17 protein-coding genes are annotated in these 17,505 nt (G+C 68.1%); 6 read left to right on the top strand and 11 right to left on the bottom strand.

Annotated elements, in window-relative coordinates; genetic code table 11:
• From VAE46_RS06080 to VAE46_RS06060, 5 genes are all read left to right on the top strand, one after another.
• On the top strand, positions 1–699 hold a 699-nt coding region (locus VAE46_RS06080; protein ID WP_322796027.1), incomplete at its 5' end, for a heme o synthase.
• 309 nt (positions 700–1,008) lie between these two features.
• Positions 1,009–1,704, top strand: coding sequence for a cytochrome c oxidase subunit II (coxB, locus tag VAE46_RS06075; RefSeq protein WP_322796026.1), 696 nt, complete (start codon positions 1,009–1,011; stop codon positions 1,702–1,704).
• A gap of 97 nt (positions 1,705–1,801) precedes the next feature.
• Positions 1,802–3,412, top strand: coding sequence for a cytochrome c oxidase subunit I (gene ctaD / locus VAE46_RS06070; RefSeq protein WP_322796025.1), 1,611 nt, complete (start codon positions 1,802–1,804; stop codon positions 3,410–3,412).
• Positions 3,413–3,454: 42 nt separating this feature from the next.
• A complete protein-coding gene (locus VAE46_RS06065; protein ID WP_322796024.1) occupies positions 3,455–4,066 on the top strand; it encodes a heme-copper oxidase subunit III in 612 nt (203 codons plus the stop codon).
• Positions 4,067–4,111: 45 nt separating this feature from the next.
• Positions 4,112–5,218, top strand: a complete 1,107-nt coding sequence (locus VAE46_RS06060; protein WP_322796023.1) for a cupredoxin domain-containing protein — start codon at positions 4,112–4,114, stop codon at positions 5,216–5,218.
• 106 nt (positions 5,219–5,324) lie between these two features.
• Here VAE46_RS06060 and VAE46_RS06055 read toward each other — a convergent pair whose 3' ends face one another.
• The 11 genes from VAE46_RS06055 to VAE46_RS06005 all read right to left on the bottom strand — a co-directional run bounded on the left by VAE46_RS06055 (position 5,325) and on the right by VAE46_RS06005 (position 15,846).
• On the bottom strand, positions 5,325–6,626 hold the full coding sequence (locus tag VAE46_RS06055; protein ID WP_322796022.1) for a CoA transferase: 1,302 nt from the start codon (positions 6,624–6,626) through the stop codon (positions 5,325–5,327).
• Between the two features lie 2 nt (positions 6,627–6,628).
• Positions 6,629–7,912, bottom strand: coding sequence for a CoA transferase (locus tag VAE46_RS06050; protein ID WP_322796021.1), 1,284 nt, complete (start codon positions 7,910–7,912; stop codon positions 6,629–6,631).
• Between the two features lie 32 nt (positions 7,913–7,944).
• A complete protein-coding gene (hflX, locus tag VAE46_RS06045; protein ID WP_322796020.1) occupies positions 7,945–9,138 on the bottom strand; it encodes a GTPase HflX in 1,194 nt (397 codons plus the stop codon).
• A 63-nt stretch (positions 9,139–9,201) separates the two neighbouring features.
• Positions 9,202–10,368 (bottom strand): LL-diaminopimelate aminotransferase, encoded by a 1,167-nt coding sequence (locus VAE46_RS06040; protein ID WP_322796019.1) that lies wholly within the window; start codon positions 10,366–10,368, stop codon positions 9,202–9,204.
• Positions 10,369–10,465: 97 nt separating this feature from the next.
• The gene (dapF, locus tag VAE46_RS06035; protein WP_322796018.1) at positions 10,466–11,314 is read right to left on the bottom strand and encodes a diaminopimelate epimerase; all 849 of its coding nucleotides are present in this window, start codon (positions 11,312–11,314) and stop codon (positions 10,466–10,468) included.
• A 25-nt stretch (positions 11,315–11,339) separates the two neighbouring features.
• Entirely contained in the window at positions 11,340–12,278 is a 939-nt protein-coding gene (gene miaA, locus VAE46_RS06030) for a tRNA (adenosine(37)-N6)-dimethylallyltransferase MiaA (protein WP_322796017.1), read from the bottom strand.
• Positions 12,278–13,021 carry a triose-phosphate isomerase gene (gene tpiA, locus VAE46_RS06025; protein WP_322796016.1) on the bottom strand — a complete coding sequence of 248 codons (744 nt, stop codon included), beginning with the start codon at positions 13,019–13,021 and terminating at the stop codon, positions 12,278–12,280. Before tpiA ends, miaA begins: the two co-directional genes overlap by 1 nt.
• 3 nt (positions 13,022–13,024) lie before the next feature.
• Complete coding sequence (locus VAE46_RS06020; RefSeq protein WP_322796015.1) at positions 13,025–13,558, bottom strand: hypothetical protein; 534 nt, start codon at positions 13,556–13,558, stop codon at positions 13,025–13,027.
• Positions 13,551–14,726, bottom strand: a complete 1,176-nt coding sequence (locus VAE46_RS06015) for a phosphoglycerate kinase (RefSeq protein WP_322796028.1) — start codon at positions 14,724–14,726, stop codon at positions 13,551–13,553. Before VAE46_RS06015 ends, VAE46_RS06020 begins: the two co-directional genes overlap by 8 nt.
• Positions 14,727–14,734: 8 nt before the next feature.
• Positions 14,735–15,202: a ribose 5-phosphate isomerase B gene (rpiB, locus tag VAE46_RS06010; protein WP_322796014.1), complete on the bottom strand. Its 468-nt coding sequence runs from the start codon at positions 15,200–15,202 to the stop codon at positions 14,735–14,737.
• On the bottom strand, positions 15,199–15,846 hold the full coding sequence (locus VAE46_RS06005) for an L-threonylcarbamoyladenylate synthase (RefSeq protein ID WP_322796013.1): 648 nt from the start codon (positions 15,844–15,846) through the stop codon (positions 15,199–15,201). Before VAE46_RS06005 ends, rpiB begins: the two co-directional genes overlap by 4 nt.
• Before the next feature lie 66 nt (positions 15,847–15,912).
• Between VAE46_RS06005 and guaA the strand changes: the two genes are divergently transcribed.
• Positions 15,913–17,502, top strand: a complete 1,590-nt coding sequence (guaA, locus tag VAE46_RS06000) for a glutamine-hydrolyzing GMP synthase (protein WP_322796012.1) — start codon at positions 15,913–15,915, stop codon at positions 17,500–17,502.
• The last annotated feature ends 3 nt before the right edge of the window (positions 17,503–17,505 follow it).

The raw sequence follows: 17,505 nt of genomic DNA, 5'->3' as shown, positions 1-17,505 counted from the left end.
GTGATCAACTGCTGGTACGACCGGGACATCGATGCCATCATGCGGCGAACCCAGCAGCGCCCCACGGTGACCGGCGCGGTGCCGGCCGGCCACGCGCTGGCCTTCGGCATCGCCCTCGGGGCAGTCGCGTTCGTCTTTCTCTGGGCGACCACCACGCTGGCCGCGGCGCTGCTCTCGCTCGCGGCCCTGCTGTTCTACGTCTTCGTGTACACCGTGTGGCTCAAGCGGCGGACGCCGCAGAACATCGTCATTGGCGGGGCCGCCGGGGCCTTCCCGCCGGTGGTGGGATGGGCGGCGGTGACCGGGGAGGCGCCGCTGGCGGCGTGGCTGATGTTCGCCATCGTGTTCTTCTGGACACCGCCGCACTTCTGGGCCCTGGCCCTGCGGCTCGAGGGCGACTACTCGCGCGCCGGGGTGCCGATGCTCCCGGTGACCGACGGGCCGGCCAGGACACGGACGGAGATCCTGCGCTATACGGTCATGCTGGTGCTGATCACGCTGCTGATGGGGCCGGTGGCGGACCTCGGGTGGCTGTACTACGGGGCTTCAGTGGCACTGGGCGGAGCGTTTATCGGGCTGGCCTGGCAGCTCTGGCGGCACCCCGAAATGACCCCGCCGATGCGGCTCTACAAGTTCTCGCTGGTGTATCTCGGGCTGCTGTTCATGGCCACGGCGGCGGACGTCGCCCTGCTCGGCTGAGCAGCCGCAAGGTCACGTTCAGACCCCCGGTTCGAATCTGCGCAAGGGCCGTTAGGACGCTTCCACAGGGGCCCTTTGCCGTTCCTTGACAGGGTAGGGGGGCCGGTCTATAACTCGATTGCGACTCCGTTCACAACCGAAACCTGGGGGCCGGGTACGCCCGTGCGCCGGGGATGCGACGGGTCGGGAGGGGAGCCAGCACCAATGCCTTTAACCGGGAAGCTGCGGCTGATTCGCAGGTTTGTCACGCTCGGGTCCGCCGGCCTGATGGCCCTTGGGTTGATCTCCCCGGCCCTGGCCGGTTGGGGCATGCCGCAGCCGATCACCGAGCAGGCGGAGAAGATCGAGAACCTCTGGGTCTTCACGCTCATCATCGCGCTCGCCGTCTTCTTCGCCGTCGAAGGCGCGCTGATCTACGCGATCATCCGCTTCCGCAAGAAGAGCGATGAGCTCCCCCCGCAGACGCACGGCAGCACGGCGCTCGAAATCGTGTGGACGACCATCCCGGTCCTCATTGTCATCGCGCTGTTCTCGTACTCGTTCATCACCCTGCGCGAAGTCGAGAAGAAGGCGCCCGAGGATGCGCTGGCCATCGACGTGACGGGCTTCCAGTTCTCTTGGGAGTTCGTCTACAACCTGAACGAGCTGGGCCCGGGCAGCGACCCGAACGCCGAGGGCAGCTTCTCCATCATTGGCACCGCCGCCCAGGAGCCGACGTTCGTCATCCCCGTGGGCGAGCCGGTCGAGTTCCGCCTGAAGTCGAACGACGTTATCCACGCGTTCTACATCCCGAGTTTCCTCTACAAGCTGGATGTGGTGCCGGGGCGCGATAACCGCTTCGTCATCACGGCAAAAGAGACCGGTGAATTCACCGGGCAGTGCGCCGAGCTCTGCGGTCTGAACCACGCGCTCATGCGCTTCCACGTGCGGGTGGTTGAGCGGGAGGAGTTCGACCGGTGGGTCGCGGAGCAGGTGCAGGCGAACGCATCGGTACGCCAGCCGTGACCCCGGCGGGCGCGGCGGGCAAACGACGACGGGCAGCGCCGGTCAGCTCCGGCACCAGCATTCGTAACGAGGACAGCCGCAGGCTCCTGGAGGAAGCATGACGAGCATCGCGATTCCACGCCCAGCCTACACCGAAAAGCCGTGGATTCTTGACTGGCTGACCACGGTCGACCACAAGAAGCTCGGCATCATGTACCTGTACACGACGATGTTTTTCTTCGCCGTGGGCGGGATCCTTGCGCTCCTGGTACGCACACAGCTTGCGGTTGCCGACAACACCTTCGTCAACAATGACGCGTACAACCAGATTTTCACGATGCACGCGTCGGCGATGCTGTTCCTGTTCATCATCCCGGTATGGGCCGGGTTCGGGAACTACATCGTGCCGCTGCAGATCGGCGCGACCGATATGGCCTTCCCCCGGATCAACGCGCTCTCGTTCTGGCTGATCCCGCCGGCCGGCTTGCTGATGTTCGCCGGGTTCCTCTTCGGCGGCGCCGCTGACGCGGGCTGGACCGCCTACAGCCCGCTGGCTCGCGGCGCGGGCGTGGGCCTCGACCTCTGGATCATCGCGGTCATCATCCTCGGCGTTTCCTCGACCATCGGCGCGGCGAACTTCATGGTCACGATGTTCCGGATGCGGGCGCCGGGCATGACGATGTTCCGGATGCCGATCTTCTGCTGGACGATGCTCGTGACGGCGGTCCTGCAGCTGCTGGCGACGCCGGTGCTCGCCTCCGCCCTGGCCATGCTCTACATCGACCGGAACTTCGGCGGCTCGTTCTTCGACCCGAACGGCGGCGGGAACGCCATCCTGTGGCAGAACATCTTCTGGTTCTACTCGCACCCGGCCGTCTACATCATGATCCTGCCGGGCATGGGCATCATCTCGGAGATCCTGCCCGTGTTCGCCCGCAAGCCGCTGTTCGGCTACAAGGCGTTCGTTTTCGCGACCATGGGCATCGGCGGCCTCGGCTTCAGCGTGTGGGCGCACCACATGTTCACCACCGGCGCGGTGCTCAAGCCGTGGTTCGGCTTCATGACCTTCATGATCGGCGTCCCCACCGGCGTGAAGATGTTCAACTGGCTCGGCACGCTGTGGCGCGGCTCGATCTCCTTCGAAGCGCCGATGCTGTTCGCCCTCGGCTTCCTGAGCATGTTCCTCATCGGCGGCATCAACGGGACGTTCTCCGCGGCGGTCCCGGTGGACTTCGCCGTCCACGACACCTACTTCGTGGTCGCCCACATCCACTACGTGCTCTTCGGCGGCGCGGTCTTCGCGGTGTTCGCGGGCCTCTACTACTGGTTCCCGAAGATCTGGGGCCGCCGGCTCGATGAGCGGCTCGCGCGCATCCACTTCGCGCTGCAGTTCATCGGATTCAACCTGGCCTTCTTCCCGATGCACCTGCTCGGCCTGGACGGCATGCCGCGGCGCATCGCCACCTACTCCGAGGCTTCCGGCTGGGAGACGTTGAACCTGATCTCGACCATGGGCGCGTTCCTCATCGGCGTGGCCATGATCCCGTTCATCATCAACGTGGTGATGGCGTTCATGCGGCCGAAGGACCAGCCGAACGACCCGTGGCAGGCGAACACGCTCGAGTGGTGGACCTCCTCGCCGCCACCGGTGCACAACTTCGACGACCTGCCCGAAGTGCACTCGGAGCGCCCGCTCTGGGACCTTCGCCACGGCAAAGCAGCCCATTAGTCCCTCGGCTGTAAGAGAACCGGGAGAGAAACTGGAGTACCCATGACCGCGCACGCCTCCGCCACGCAGCACAAGCAGGGCCTGAGCAACGGGATGCTGGGATTCATCCTGTTCCTGGCATCCGAGGTGATGTTCTTCGGCGGCCTGTTCGCCGCCTACTTCATCGCCCGCTCAGATGCCAACGAGTGGCCGCCGACCTACCTGCTCACACCCGAGCAGGTGGCTGCGGGGGTGAAGCTCGAGGTCGAGTTCTGGCTGCCGTTTATCGCGACGCTGCTGCTGATCACCAGCTCGGTCTCCATCCAGTTTGCAGTCTTCGCGGTCCAGCGAGGCAACCGTTCGGGCCTGATCCGCTGGCTGTTCATCTCGATTGTGCTTGGCCTCGTCTTCCTGGTGATGCAGGTCTATGACTACAGCCAGCTGCACTTCGGCATGGGCGATACGATTTACGGCACCACCTTTTATACGCTGACGGGCTTCCACGGTCTCCACGTGGCAGGCGGCCTCGTCTTCATGGGAATCATCCTGGCGCGCTCACTCGCCGGGCAGTTTACGGCAGCGAACCACGAAGCGGTCGAGGCGTGCTCCTTCTACTGGCACTTCGTCGACGTGGTGTGGATTGCGCTGTTCACCACGCTCTACATCATCCCGTAGGGCCCGAAAACCACAGGCGCGAAACTCTCGGGGAGATTGCACCGGATGGACCACCAGGCGAACGGACACGGAAACCACGGCGAGGTACACCTGCCAGACCCGAGCATTTGGCCGCTCGTCGTGGGCGCGGCAGCGCTGTTTCTCGGCGCGGCGCTGATTTACTGGTCGCGGGTGGATGACCAGACCTTTGCCGGGCCGCTGCTCGGCGCGGCAATTGTCTCGACGCTCATCGCGGTCTTCGGCTGGGCCTACGAGGACGGGCAGATGCGCAAGAAAGCTGCTGAAGGCCACCACGGCGGCGCGAAGCCAACCCGCTACACGCAGGTCGTGACCTTCGCCCTCGCCGAGGGGAAGCTTGAGCAGGCGCGGAAATCGGGCATCATCCACGACCTCGAGAGTAGCGATAATCAGCTGCGCGACCTCGACGGATTCCAGGACCTGCGGATCATCGTCTCGCCGGCCGCGACCGGCCCGTCGCAGGTACTGGTGGAAACGACGTGGTCGGACCGGGAGGGGCTGGCGACGTACGAAGAGACGCGCCAGACGATGCTCGACATCATCGCGCGGTACACGGACGAGGTGGTGCCCGGGACCGTGCAGGTCTTCGACATGGAGGTCATCCGCGACACGAAGGATGTCACCTTCCGGTTCGGGACCGGGGCTGCGTTCACCATAATCGCCGGCCTGATGCTCGGCGGGTTCATGATTGGCGCCGGCCTGAACCTGTTCGCCAGCGAATCGACGGGGACTGGAGGCGGCGGCGAGGCGCCGGCACCGCCAGCAAACCCGTTCCGCGTGGTGGCGACTGATAACAGGTTCGACAAGAAGGAAATTACTGCTGGCCCGAACGCCGAGATCACCATCACGCTGGTGAACAACGGGCGGGCGAAGCACAACATTCACTTCTTGGACAAGAAAGGCGGCACGACGCTGGCGCCCGGAGCCGAGGGCGAAATCATCGACGGCGGCACGACAACGACCGTCACGTTCACAACCCCGGGCGTCGGAGAGTATTATTTCCTCTGCGACCTGCACCCGGACCAGATGAACGGGACGTTCCGGGTGGTTGAGGGCGGCCCGGTGGGCACCGGCGAACCGCCGGCAGCATCGCCGGAGGCTTCACCGGCTGCCTCCCCAATGGCGGGCAACTGAGCGCCGGAAGTCATCCACCGGTTCGGCACATACCCAACGCCCCGGGTTTTCCCGGGGCGTTCTTGCTTGCTGAGCTGCGAGCCTTTGCCTGGCAGGCCCCGCCCGTTCACTCGAAGACGCCGTCGGCCATCAGCTCGACGAATTCCTCTTCGCTCAAGCCGACGACCTGGCGGAAGACGTACTCGTTGTGTTCGCCGAGGAGCGGGGCAGCGCGCGTCAGCTCGGCGGGCGTCCTGGAGAGCTTGAATGCGGGGGAATCATAGGTGCGAAGCCCCATATACGGATGCTCCAGCTTCCAGTAGTGGCCGCGGTGGGCCAGCTGGGGGTCGGCGTGCATCTCTTCGGGCGACTGGACGATGCCGCACGGGACGCCGAACGACTGGAACAGTTCGACCACCTCGCGCGTAGTGTACTTGCGTACGGGCGGGCCTTCGACGCCTTCCTCGACCTGGAGGGGGTCCTCGCTCTCGAGACGGGTGAAGTCTTCGAACCAGAAGGTGAGGTGGCGGTCGATTTCCTTCTGCTCGTTGATGCGCTGCCAGCGTCGGCGCATGCGCTCCATATCGCACCATTCGGGCCGGCCGAGGGCAGCCTTGAGCGCTTCCCAGTGCTTCTCGGTTTCGCAGGCGATGACAACCCAGCGCCCGTCCTTGCAGCGGTAGGCGTTGTGGGGTGCGGCCTCGAGGTCGTGATTGCCCAGGCGGGTCTGCTCGTGGGCGTTGACGGTCCAGTCGAGGATGGCCGTCCAGAGCCCGTGGATGGCGGCTTCGAACTGGCTGAAATCGATGTACTGGCCCTCGCCGGTGCGCCGGCGGTGGTCGAGGGCGGCGATGAGGGCGATGGCCGCGAAGTGGGGCACGAGGAAGTCGGTGTAGGCGATGCCGGTGCCGATCGGCGGGCCGTCTTCCCAGCCGGTGAAATGATTGAAACCGGCCGCCGCCTGCAGCACATGCCCGTAGCCCGCGTAGTGGGACCAGGGCCCAGTCTGGCCGAAGAGCGGCATGGAAATCATGATGACATCGGGTCGGATGGCGCGGACAGCCTCGTAATCGAAGCCGAAACGGGCCATGGTGCCCGGGGTGTAGGACTCGGTGACGACATCGCAGTGGGCGAGGAGTCGGCGGACCACCTCCGGGCCACGCGGGTGCTTGAAGTTCACCGAGACGCTCAGCTTCGAGCTGTTGAAGTTGGCGAAGTAGCCGGAGCCATCGATGTGCGGCACATCGTTGGGGTAGGGGCCGACGCGGCGGAGGGTCTCCGGGTAGGTGGCCGATTCGATACGGATGACCTCGGCGCCGTGGTCGGCGAGGTACTTGGAGACGAGCGGGCCGACGCCGACCCAGGCGAAATCGGCGACGCGGATGCCCTCGAACGGCTTGCGGTAGCGGAGTTCGGCTGATTCGGACATGGTCAGATCACCATCCGGAGGCGCAGGCGGCGGAGGTCCTGGGGCGTGAGCCCGAGGAGGCCGCAGTAGACCTCCTCGTTATGTTCACCGACGTGCGGGGCGCGGCCGCGCTGCATCCACGGCGTGGCGGAGAGACGGAACGGTGCTCCGGGGTAGATGAACGATTCGCCGAGGTCTTCATGCTGGACGCGGACCCAGTAGTCGCGGGCGGCCAGCTGGCGGCTTTCGACGATCTCCCGGGGGCCGAAGACCGGGGCCCAGCCGGCTCCCCGGCGCTGGGCCTCTGCGACCAGCTCCTCTTTTCGGCGGGTGCGGCAGAAGGCGGCCATGGTCTCCTCGACGTATTCGCGGTCGGCGGCGTCGAGCGGCTGGCCGGAGGTGAGGCGGGCGCGCCATTCGGGGGAATCGAGCCCGCGGGCCTCGCCGGCTTCGGCCAGCCAATCGATGATGGCATGAGCGTTGGGGCCGATGAGCCCGCCCGCCTGCAGCGCCGCGACCCAGCCATCGGCGGTCTCAAAGAGGTAGCGGGCGGTGCGGACGCCGGAGCTGTTGCGGTAGATGCCCGGGCCGAAGGTGTTGACGCGGCGGATGTCCCAGGTCTGCTGGGCATGGTCCATGGCGTTCGCCATCGCCTCCTGCATGGAGACATCGACGTGCTGGCCGATACCGTTGTTTACGGCGCGGGCGTAGAGGGCGACGAGCGCGCCGACCGCCGCCTGGACATTGACCTGGGTGTAGGCCTGCGGGACGGTGGTGCGAACCGGGCCGCGTTCGGGGTCACCGTTGAGGTGCATGTGGCCGCCCATGGCGGAGCCGACGATGTCGGTGGCCTGCCACCGCGCGTAAGGACCCGTTTGGCCGAAGCCGGTGATGCTGACCAGGATGGCGGAGGGATTCACGCGTTCGATGGTGGGGTAATCGAGGCCAAAGGCCGCGCTCTCCCCGGGCATGGTGGTCTCAATGATGATATCGGAGAGGGCAACGAGGCGGTGAAAGAGCTCGCGGCCGGCCTCCAGGCGGAGCTGGAGGGTAATCGAGCGCTTGCCGGCGTTCATGGTCCACCAGTAGAGGCTGGTTTCGACGCCGGCCTCGTTGCGGTAGAAGGGAGCGTGCTGGCGGGTGGGGTCGCCGTCGCGCGGCGGTTCGACCTTGATGACGTCGGCGCCGAGTTCAGCCAGCAGGCGGGCTCCCAGCTGGCCTTTTTCGTCGGCGAGGTCGAGCACGCGATACCCGGCGAGCGGTCCGCGGGGATGCGGCAGCGGGACAGCCTGAGGTGCGGGGTTCATAGCCGGAGTTCTACCGGTTGCCCGCCCGGGATTCAAACGGCGGTGGTGGCGAGGTCGGGCAGCTCAACCCCGGCACCTTCGAATCCGCCGTCCAGACCTTCTTCGACCCGACTGCGGAGAAGGTCGAGGCCCCAATCGCGGGCCGCAGAGATGATGGCGACGTTTCGCGGCGGCGCGCCCGCGCCGAGGATGATGGCGCGGGCCTCATCGAAGTCGGCGACCGGGCGGCCATCCGTGTGGCGGAGCAGGTCGACCTTGTTGAGGGCAAGGAGCTGTGGTTTCTCATGCACCCCGAGGTCGCGGAGGGTGGCCTCGACGGTCTGGACGTGCTGGTAAGCGTTGGGATGGGCGATATCGACCACGTGCAACAGCAGGTCGGCATCCTCCAGCTCTTCGAGGGTGGCGCGGAAGGCGGCGACGAGCTGGGTGGGGAGCTTTTGGATGAAGCCCACGGTATCGGTGAGGAGGACGATTTCGCCGGAGGGCAGGCGGATGCGCCGGGTGACGGGGTCGAGGGTCGCGAAGAGCTTATCCTCGGCGAGCACGTCCGCGCCGGAGAGCGCCCGCATGAGCGTGGACTTGCCGGCGTTGGTGTAGCCGACGAGGGCGACCACGGGGACGTTGTTGCGGGCGCGGCGGCGGCGGTAGAGCTCGCGCTGGGTGCGGACCTCCTCGAGGTCGCGCCGGATGCGCGCGATGCGGTTGCGGATGAGGCGGCGGTCGGTCTCGATCTGGGTTTCGCCGGGGCCGCGGGTGCCGATGGCGCCTTCCATGCGCTCGAGGTGGGACCACTGCCCGGCGAGGCGGGGGAGGAGGTACTGGTGCTGGGCGAGCTCCACCTGGAGGCGGCCCTCACGCGTCTGGGCGCGTGTGGCAAAGATATCGAGGATGAGGGCGGTGCGGTCGATCACCTTTACCCCGAGGGCTCTCTCCAGGTTGCGCTGCTGCGAGGGGGAGAGCTCGTCATCGAAGATGACGACATTGGCCCCGTGCTGGCGGATGGCCTCGACGATCTCCTGGACCTTGCCGGAGCCGATGTAGGTGGCGGGGTTGGGATGGTCGAGCCGCTGGGTGAAGCGGGCGACGACCTCGGCGCCGGCGGTGCGGGCGAGTTCGGCCAGCTCATCAAGCGATTCGGCGGCCGGGAGGAGGGCTCCCGGGACGTCGGCCGTCACGAGGATGGCACGGTCGCGGATTGGGGCGGTTGGGTGGGTCGTGCGCGGCATGTGCTGATCACAGCGTACTGCCCGGCGTGCAGGCCGCGCGAGGGGCTCGCCCGCGGGCGGGGCCTACTGTCGCGCCGACCAGGCTTCGAGGCGGCGCATGCCCTCGTCGAGGCGGTCATCGGGCGTGGTGACGGAGAGGCGGATGTAGCCTTCGCCGTTGACGCCGTAGCCACGGCCGGGCGTGACCACGACGCCGGTTTCGTCGATGAGGCGGGCGGCGTAATCGGCGCTGGTCACGCCGTCGGGCAATTTGGCCCAGACGTAGAGCGACGCTTTCGGCACATCGACTTCGAGGCCGCACTTGCGAAGCACCTCGACGATGCGGTCGCGCCGGCGCTGGTAGATGGCGTTATGTTCATTGATGACGTCCTGCGGGCCATCGATGGCGGCGATGGCCATCTTCTGGATGGCCTGGGGGATGCCGCTATCGAGGTTGGACTTCACGCGCATGAGGGCATCGACCATGGTGGCGTTGCCGACGACCATGCCGATGCGCCAGCCGGTCATGTTGTAGGCCTTGGACCAGGAGTTGAACTCGACCGCGACCTCCTTCGCACCGGGCACCTGGAAGATGCTCACGGGGCGATAGCCGTCGTACGCGACATCGCAGTAGGGGTTGTCGTGGAGGACGGCGACGTCGTACCTGCGAGCCCAGGCGATGACCTTTTCGAAGAAGGCGAGGTCGGCGACGGCGCCGGTGGGGTTATTGGGGTAGTTGAGCCAGAGCACCTTCGCGCGGCGGGCGACGTCCTCGGGGATGGCGTCGAGGTCGGGGAGCCAGCCGTTCTCGCGCGTGAGGTCGACACGGTACGAGGTGCCGCCGGCGAACATGGTGCCGATTTCGTACACGGGATAGCCGGGGTCCGGCACGAGGGCGATATCGCCGGGGTCGATAAAGCAGAGGGCGATGTGGCCGATGCCCTCCTTCGAGCCGATGAGCGGCAGCGTCTCCTTCTGGGGGTCGAAGTGGATCTCGAAGCGGCGCTCATAGTAGCGGGCGATGGCTTCGCGGAGCTCGGGCAGGCCTTCGGACTCCGGGTAGCGGTGGTTGACCGGGTCCTCGGCGGCCTGGTGCAGCGCATCGAGGATGTGGCGCGGCGTGGGCAGGTCGGGGTCGCCGATGCCGAAGGTGACGATATCGACGCCCTGGGCGCGCTTCGCGGCGATTTTTTTGGAGATCTCGGCAAAGAGGTAGGGAGGGAGCGCCTCGACGCGCTGTGCAAGCTTCATCTGCTGATCCTGTCGTGGCCGGGGAGTGCTGGGCCGGCGGCCGAAGGGCGGTGCCGGCGCGCGACTCATCCTACCATGGGCCGAATTTACGGCTGAGTCAGGGCGCGCCGTACCACTCGGCATCGAAGACGCGCACGGCGGGACCGGTCATGAAGACCGAACCGGCCCCGTCCCACTCGAGCACAAGGTCGCCGCCCGGCATGTGGTCGACGATGCGGTCGCCGGTGAAGCCGCGAAGCCGCGAGGCGGCGCAGACCGCCGAGGCGCTGGTGCCAGAGGCGAGGGTGATGCCGGAGCCGCGCTCCCATACTCGATGCCGAATTTCGCCCGGTCCGAGCACCTGGACGACCTGGAAGTTCACGCGGCGCGGGAAGAGCGGGTGGTGCTCGACCAGCGGGCCGATGCGCTCGAGCAGGAAGGTCGCGGGGTCGTGGTCGATGTAGTGGATGGCGTGCGGGTTGCCCATGCTGACAAGGGTGAGGCGCAGCTCGACCCCATCGACCACCAGCGGGTAATCGATGACCGGCCCCGGCCCCTCGACGGCCGCCGGGAGGCTGGCGGGGTCGAAGTTGGGCGGGCCCATATCGACGCGAGCAGCGGTCACCACGCCGTTTTCGCGCAGGACGCGGATGGCCTTGATGCCGGCGAGGGTTTCGACGGTGACCTCGTCGCGGTCGGCGGGGACGAGGCCCTCTTCGATGGCGAACTTGACCAGGCAGCGGATGCCGTTGCCGCACATCTCGGCCTCGGAGCCATCGGCATTGAACATGCGCATGCGCACATCGGCGACGTTCGAGGGCAGGGCGAGGATGAGGCCATCGCTGCCGACGCCGAAGTGGCGGTCGCTCACCCGGCGCGAGAGCTCGGGCCAGTCGCAGGCGTCCTCGCGCTCGGGCGCGAGGTAGACGTAGTCATTGCCGAGGCCGTGCATCTTGGTAACGCGCATGGGGCCAGTGTAGCGGGCCCTGCGGCTAGCGGCGTTCGCCGCGAATCACGTTGGTGCAGGCGCCGGTGAAGATGTTGGCCTGGAGCTCGATGTCGTCGGCATCGCGCACCCAGGTGATGCGCGGGTCGTCGCGGCGGAACCACTGCTCCTGCGCGCGGATCAGTCGATGGGTCGAGCGCTTCGTCCGCTCGATAGCGTCGTCGAGGCTCAGGCGCCCCTGGAGGTGGGCAACGACCTCGGCGTAGCCGATCGACGAGAGCGCCGGCGCGGTGGGCGGCACGCCGCCATCGAGCAGCGCGCGCACCTCATCGAGGAGGCCGGCCGCGAACATGCGCTTGACGCGCTCGTCGACTCGTCGGTAGAGCTCGGCGCGGGGGATATCGATGGCGAACAGCAGGTACTCGAAATCCGGCGTGCCCTTGCGCTGCCATTCGGAGATGGGGCGGCCGGTATGCTCGTACACCTCGAGGGCGCGGATGACCCGGCGGACGTTGCGGGGGTCGATGCGGGAGGCAGCGACGGGGTCGACCTCCGCGAGGCGGGCGTGGAGGGAACCGGGCCCGCTGCTGGCGGCCACGGCCTCGAGGCGGGCGCGCAGGTCGGGGTCCGGCGGGACGGCTGGCACCTGCCAGGCTTCGAGGATGGCCCAGGCGTACTGCGGGGTCCCGCCGACGAGCCAGGGGAAGGTTCCGCGCGCCCAGATCTGTTCGAACGCCGCGGCGGCGGCCTGCTGGTATTCGGCGAGGCTGAACGAGTCGGCGGGGTCGCGAATGTCGTAGAGGTGGTGGCGTACGAGCCGGCGCTCGGCCGCGGTGGGCTTCGCGGTGCCGATATCCATGCCGCGATAGATCTGGCGGCTGTCGGCGTTGACGATTTCGCCGCCGAGGCGCTGCGCGAGTTGGAGGGCCGCGGCGGATTTGCCGGTGCCCGTGGGCCCGACGATGGCGACCAGCCGACGAAGCATCAGGCGGGCGCGGCGGCACAGATGGCCGCGAACTGTTCGGCGTTGAGGGAAGCGCCGCCGACGAGGGCGCCGTCCACGTCGGGCAGGGTGAGGAGATCGCGCGCGTTGGCGGGGTTCACGCTCCCACCATACTGGATGCGGATGGCATCCGCGACACTTCCGCCCAGTTCACGCAGGAGCCCGCGGATGAAGGCGCACGCCTCCTGCGCCTGGTCCGGGGTGGCCGTTTCGCCGGTGCCGATGGCCCAGACGGGCTCGTAGGCGATGGTGAGGCGCGGGGAGGGGTCGAGCCCGGCCAGCGCGCCGCGGACCTGCCGCTCCAGCACCGCCTGGGTCTCCCCGGAGCGGCGCTGGTCGAGGGTTTCGCCCACGCAGACGATGGGGTCGAGGCGAGAGGCGAGGACGGCACGCAGCTTGCGATTGACCCACTCGTCGGTTTCGCCGAAGTACTGGCGGCGTTCGCTGTGGCCGATGATGACCAGCGCGCAATAGTCCTCGAGCATGGGGACGCTGACCTCGCCGGTGAAGGCGCCCTTCGGCTCCCAGTGCACATCCTGCGCGCCGAGGCGGACATGGCTGTCGGCCAAGGCGGCGCGGACCGGGCCGAGGTGAGGGAAGGGTACGCACACCGCGACCTCGCAGGGGGCGCCGGCCGTGCGCGCGGCGACGGCGCCGGCGAGCTCCACCGCCTCGCCCTCCGTGGTGTGCATTTTCCAGTTGCCGGCGATGAAGGGGGTTCGCATCCTTCAGCTCCTCCTGTCCGCCTCCAGGCGGCTGCACATGGCCTCGGCCAGCCGCTGCGGAGATTCGACGGTGAGAATGAGGCGGCGGGCGCCAATGCGGAAGGTCCAGGGGATGACGGCGACCCGGCGGGGGCTGCGGAACGTCACCGCGACGGCCGGCCCCGGGAGGGTCGCGAGCGCGACGTTGTCGCGCAGGTTGGTGCGGATGCCGAGCCCGTTCCACCAGCGATGGCGTACGACGGCGGCGTCGGCAACCTCGGCCCAGGGGATGGTCTCGTCGATGGCGAACGGGAAGCGGACGGCGAGGCCGGCAGGCAGGACCTCGACGCGGGCGGCGGGCAGCCGCCGGGCCATGGCCGCGAGGAAGGCGGCGACGATGAGCAGGGGCACCACCACGATGGCGGCAGGGCCGTTGCCCGCCGCAAGGATGCCGATGCCCAGGGCGAGCGCCAGCGCGGCAAAGGCGAGCGCGACGCCCCAGAGGATGACGGTCACAGGACGCTGGCCGCGGAGCCGGAAGACGTCGGACTCAGGCATCGAGCAGGGCGGCGACGCCGGGAAGCGTGCGCCCTTCGAGCATCTCGAGCGAGGCGCCCCCGCCGGTCGAGACGTGGGTGAAGCGGTCCTGCAGGCCCGTCGCGGCGACGACCGCGGCCGTCTCGCCGCCGCCGACCACCGTAGTGGCATCGAGCCCGGCGATGGCCCGCGCGAGCCCGAACGAGCCGGCCGCGAAGGGCTCCATTTCGAAGACGCCCATCGGACCGTTCCAGACGACGGCGCGGGCCGGGCGCAGCGCCGCTTCGAAGGCGCGGACGGTCTCGGGGCCGACATCGACGATGAGGTAGCCGCGGGGCACCTGGTCGACCGGGACGGTGCGGTGGGATGCGTCGGCGGCGAAGCGCTCAGCCACGACGACATCGACCGGGAGGTGGACGGAGACGCCGCGCGCGGCCGCCTGGTCCATGACGTCGCGGGCCGCATCGAGGAGGTCGTCTTCCACCAGCGAGGCGCCGACCTCGAGCCCGCGGGCTTTGAGGAAGGTGTTGGCCATCCCGCCGCCGACGAGCAGGAGGTCGATGCGGGGCAGCAGGTGGCGGATGGCGGGCAGCTTGCTCGACACCTTGGCACCGCCGACGACCGCCGCGAACGGATGCGGCGGGTTGGCGACCAGTGCGCCGAGGTAGCGCACCTCCTTCTCCATCAGCAGGCCGGCGACGGCGGGCAGGTAGTGGGTCACGCCCTCGGTGGAGGCGTGGGCGCGGTGGGCCGCACCGAAGGCATCGTTCACGAACACCTCGGCGAGGCTGGCAAGCTGGCGGGCGAACCCCGGGTCGTTGGCCTCCTCTCCCGGGTGGAAGCGCAGGTTTTCGAGGAGGAGGGGGTGGTGCCCCATAGAGGCGACGGCCGCCTCCGCGACCGGTCCGACGCAATCCTCGGCGAAGAGGACCTCCTGGCCGAGGAGGTTGGCCATGCGGCCCGCGACCGGGGCCAGGGAGAGGGCGGGGTCGGGACCCTTCGGGCGCCCAAGGTGAGAGCAGGTGATGACCTGTGCACCCTGTTCGAGGAGGTAGCGAATCGTGGGGAGCGACTCGCGGATGCGGGTGTCATCGGTGATGACGCCGTTCTCCAGCGGGACGTTGAGATCGGCGCGCACCAGCACCCGGCGCCCGCGAACGTCGATGTCGCGGACGGTTTTCTTGCCGATTCCATCACTCATGACGAAGCAGCCTCTTTCGCGATGCCGCGCCGTTCGACGTCGTGGAGCTTGGCGACGCGGCGCTCGTGGCGGCCGCCTTCGAACTCGTTCGCGAGGAACGCGCGGAGGATATCTTCAGCGACCCCCCTGCCGATCTCCCAGGCACCGAGGGCGAGCACGTTGGCGTTCACGTGCTGGCGGGCGCGGGCAGCGCCCCAGCTGGTGTGGCAGAGCGCGCAGCGGATGCCAGGGACCTTGTTGGCGGTGATGGAGATGCCCACGCCGTTCGAGCAGAGCACCACGCCGAGGTCGGCGGTTCCAGAGACGACAGCGTTGGCCACGGCCTCGGCGAAATCGGCGTAGTCGACCGACTCCGGCGAGTGGGTGCCGAGGTCGAGGACTTCGTGGCCGAGGTCGCGCGCCACGGCGACGAGGTGGTTTTTTAGTTCGAAACCGGCGTGGTCGGCGCCGAAGGCCAACTTCACTGGCGGACGCTCCTGCGGACGGGGATGGTCGCGAGGCCCAGTATACGGGCGACTGTGTCAGCGGGTATGGCGCCTTCGCGGAGGATTTCGGGCTCCGCCCCGGAGAGGTCGATGACGGTGGAGTCGAGCCCGTGGGCGGTTGGGCCGCCATCGATGACGACCGAGCAGAAGGCGCCCACCTGCCGGCGCGCCTCATCGGCCGTGGTGGGGCTGGGGCCGCCAGAGACGTTCGCGCTGGTGGCCGCCAGCGGCGCGCCCAGGGCATCTATGATGTCGAGCACGAGGTCGACCGGGACGACCCGGAAGCCGACGGTGTTGCCTCCGGAGAGGGCCGGGCTATCCCAGCCGGGGCGCCGGGGGACGATGACGGTCCAGGCGCCGGGGCCGAGCGTTTCCACGAGCCGCATGGCCGCGGGGGTGAGCACAGCGTACTGCTCGAGAAGGACAGACTGTCGGCCGAAGAGCAGCTGGAGCGGCTGGCCGGGGTCGCGCTGCTTGGCGCGGTAGATGGCGCGCACGGCGTCGTCGTTCCGGACGTCTGCGGCGATGCCGTAGACGGTGTCGGTGGGGAGGATGACGAGGTCACCGGCCTGGAGGGCGGAGACAGCGGCGGCGACGAGGCCGCCCGGGGAGGAATCGGTCATTTGGGAGTGGTCCGTTGCCCGCACAGGGGGATTGGGATAGCGTTCGAGACGAGTGTAGCCTGACCGATGGCCGAATCGCGCTCCCCCTCCGCTCCATCGCCCGCGCAGGACCCGGCAACGCGCCACGAGAGCATCGTGGTGCTCGATTTCGGCTCGCAGTTTTCGATGCTGATCGCCCGGCGCGTGCGGGAGCTGAACGTCTATTGCGAGCTGCTGCCCTACGACACGCCGCCGGAACGGCTGGCGGGCATGGATGTGCGCGGAATCATCCTCTCGGGCGGGCCGAACAGCGTGTACGAGCCGGGCGCGCCGATGGCCCCGGAGTGGGTCTGGGAATCGGGGCTGCCGGTGCTCGGCATCTGCTACGGCATGCAGGTGATGGCGCACCGGCTGGGCGGGAAGGTGGCGCCCGGGGCGGAACGCGAATACGGGCCGGCGGTTGTGCATCGCGACCACGCCGCACCGCTGCTGGAGGGGCTCCCGCAGGACTTCGAAGTGTGGATGAGCCATGGGGACCGCATCGAAGTGCTGCCGCCGGGGTTCACTGGGTACGCCAGCTCGGCGAATTCGCCGCTGGCGGTGATGGCCGACCTCTCCCGGCGCTACTACGGCCTGCAGTTCCACCCCGAGGTGGCGCACACGCCGCGCGGGAAGGACATCCTGCGGAACTTCGTGCAGGGCGTGTGCGGGGCCGAGGGCACTTGGACGCCGGGCAACTTAATCGAGGAGACGGTGGAGGCGATCCGCCGGCAGGTGGGCAGCGCCGGGGTCATCTGCGGGCTCTCGGGCGGGGTCGATAGCGCGGTGGCGGCGGTGCTGGTGCATCGCGCGGTCGGCGATCAGCTGACCTGCATCTTCGTCGACAACGGCCTGCTGCGGGCAGGCGAAGCCGAGGAGGTGGTGACCACCTTCCGCAAGAACCTCGCCATCAACCTCGTGCACGTGCAGGCGGAGGACGAGTTCCTCGCGCAGCTGGCGGAGGTGACCAACCCGGAGACCAAGCGGATACGCATCGGCAACACGTTCGTGCGCGTGTTCGAGCGCGAGGCGCGGAAGGTAGAGAACGCACGCTTCCTGTGCCAGGGCACGCTCTACCCGGACGTCATCGAAAGCGGTTCGCACGGGAAGGGCGCCAGCACCATCAAGACCCACCACAACGTGGGCGGGCTGCCGCCGGACATGAAGTTCGAGCTGGTGGAGCCGCTGCGCTACCTGTTCAAGGACGAGGTGCGGCGCATCGGCGAGGCGCTCGGGCTGCCGGAGGAGATGGTCTGGCGGCACCCGTTCCCCGGACCGGGGCTGGCAATCCGCTGCATCGGCGAGGTCACGCGCGAAAAGCTGGCCATCCTGCGCATGGCGGACCGGATCGTGATGGATGAAATCCGCGATGCCGGGCTCTACCGCGACCTCTGGCAGGCGTTCGCCGTCCTGACGGACACGAAGACGGTGGGCGTGATGGGCGATTTCCGGACGTACGGCTACGCCGTCGCCATCCGGGCGGTGGTCGCGGACGATGCGATGACCGCGGACTGGGCCCGGCTGCCGCATGAGCTGCTCGCGCGGATTTCGAACCGCATTGTGAATGAAGTCCACGGGGTGAACCGGGTGGTGTTCGACATCACGCCGAAGCCGCCGGGCACGATCGAATGGGAGTAAGCC

Source organism: Tepidiforma sp. (assembly GCF_034433535.1).
Lineage (GTDB): Bacteria > Chloroflexota > Dehalococcoidia > Tepidiformales > Tepidiformaceae > Tepidiforma.
Note: the sequence above shows the minus strand (reverse complement) of the source record. Positions and strands in the feature narration are given on the sequence as shown.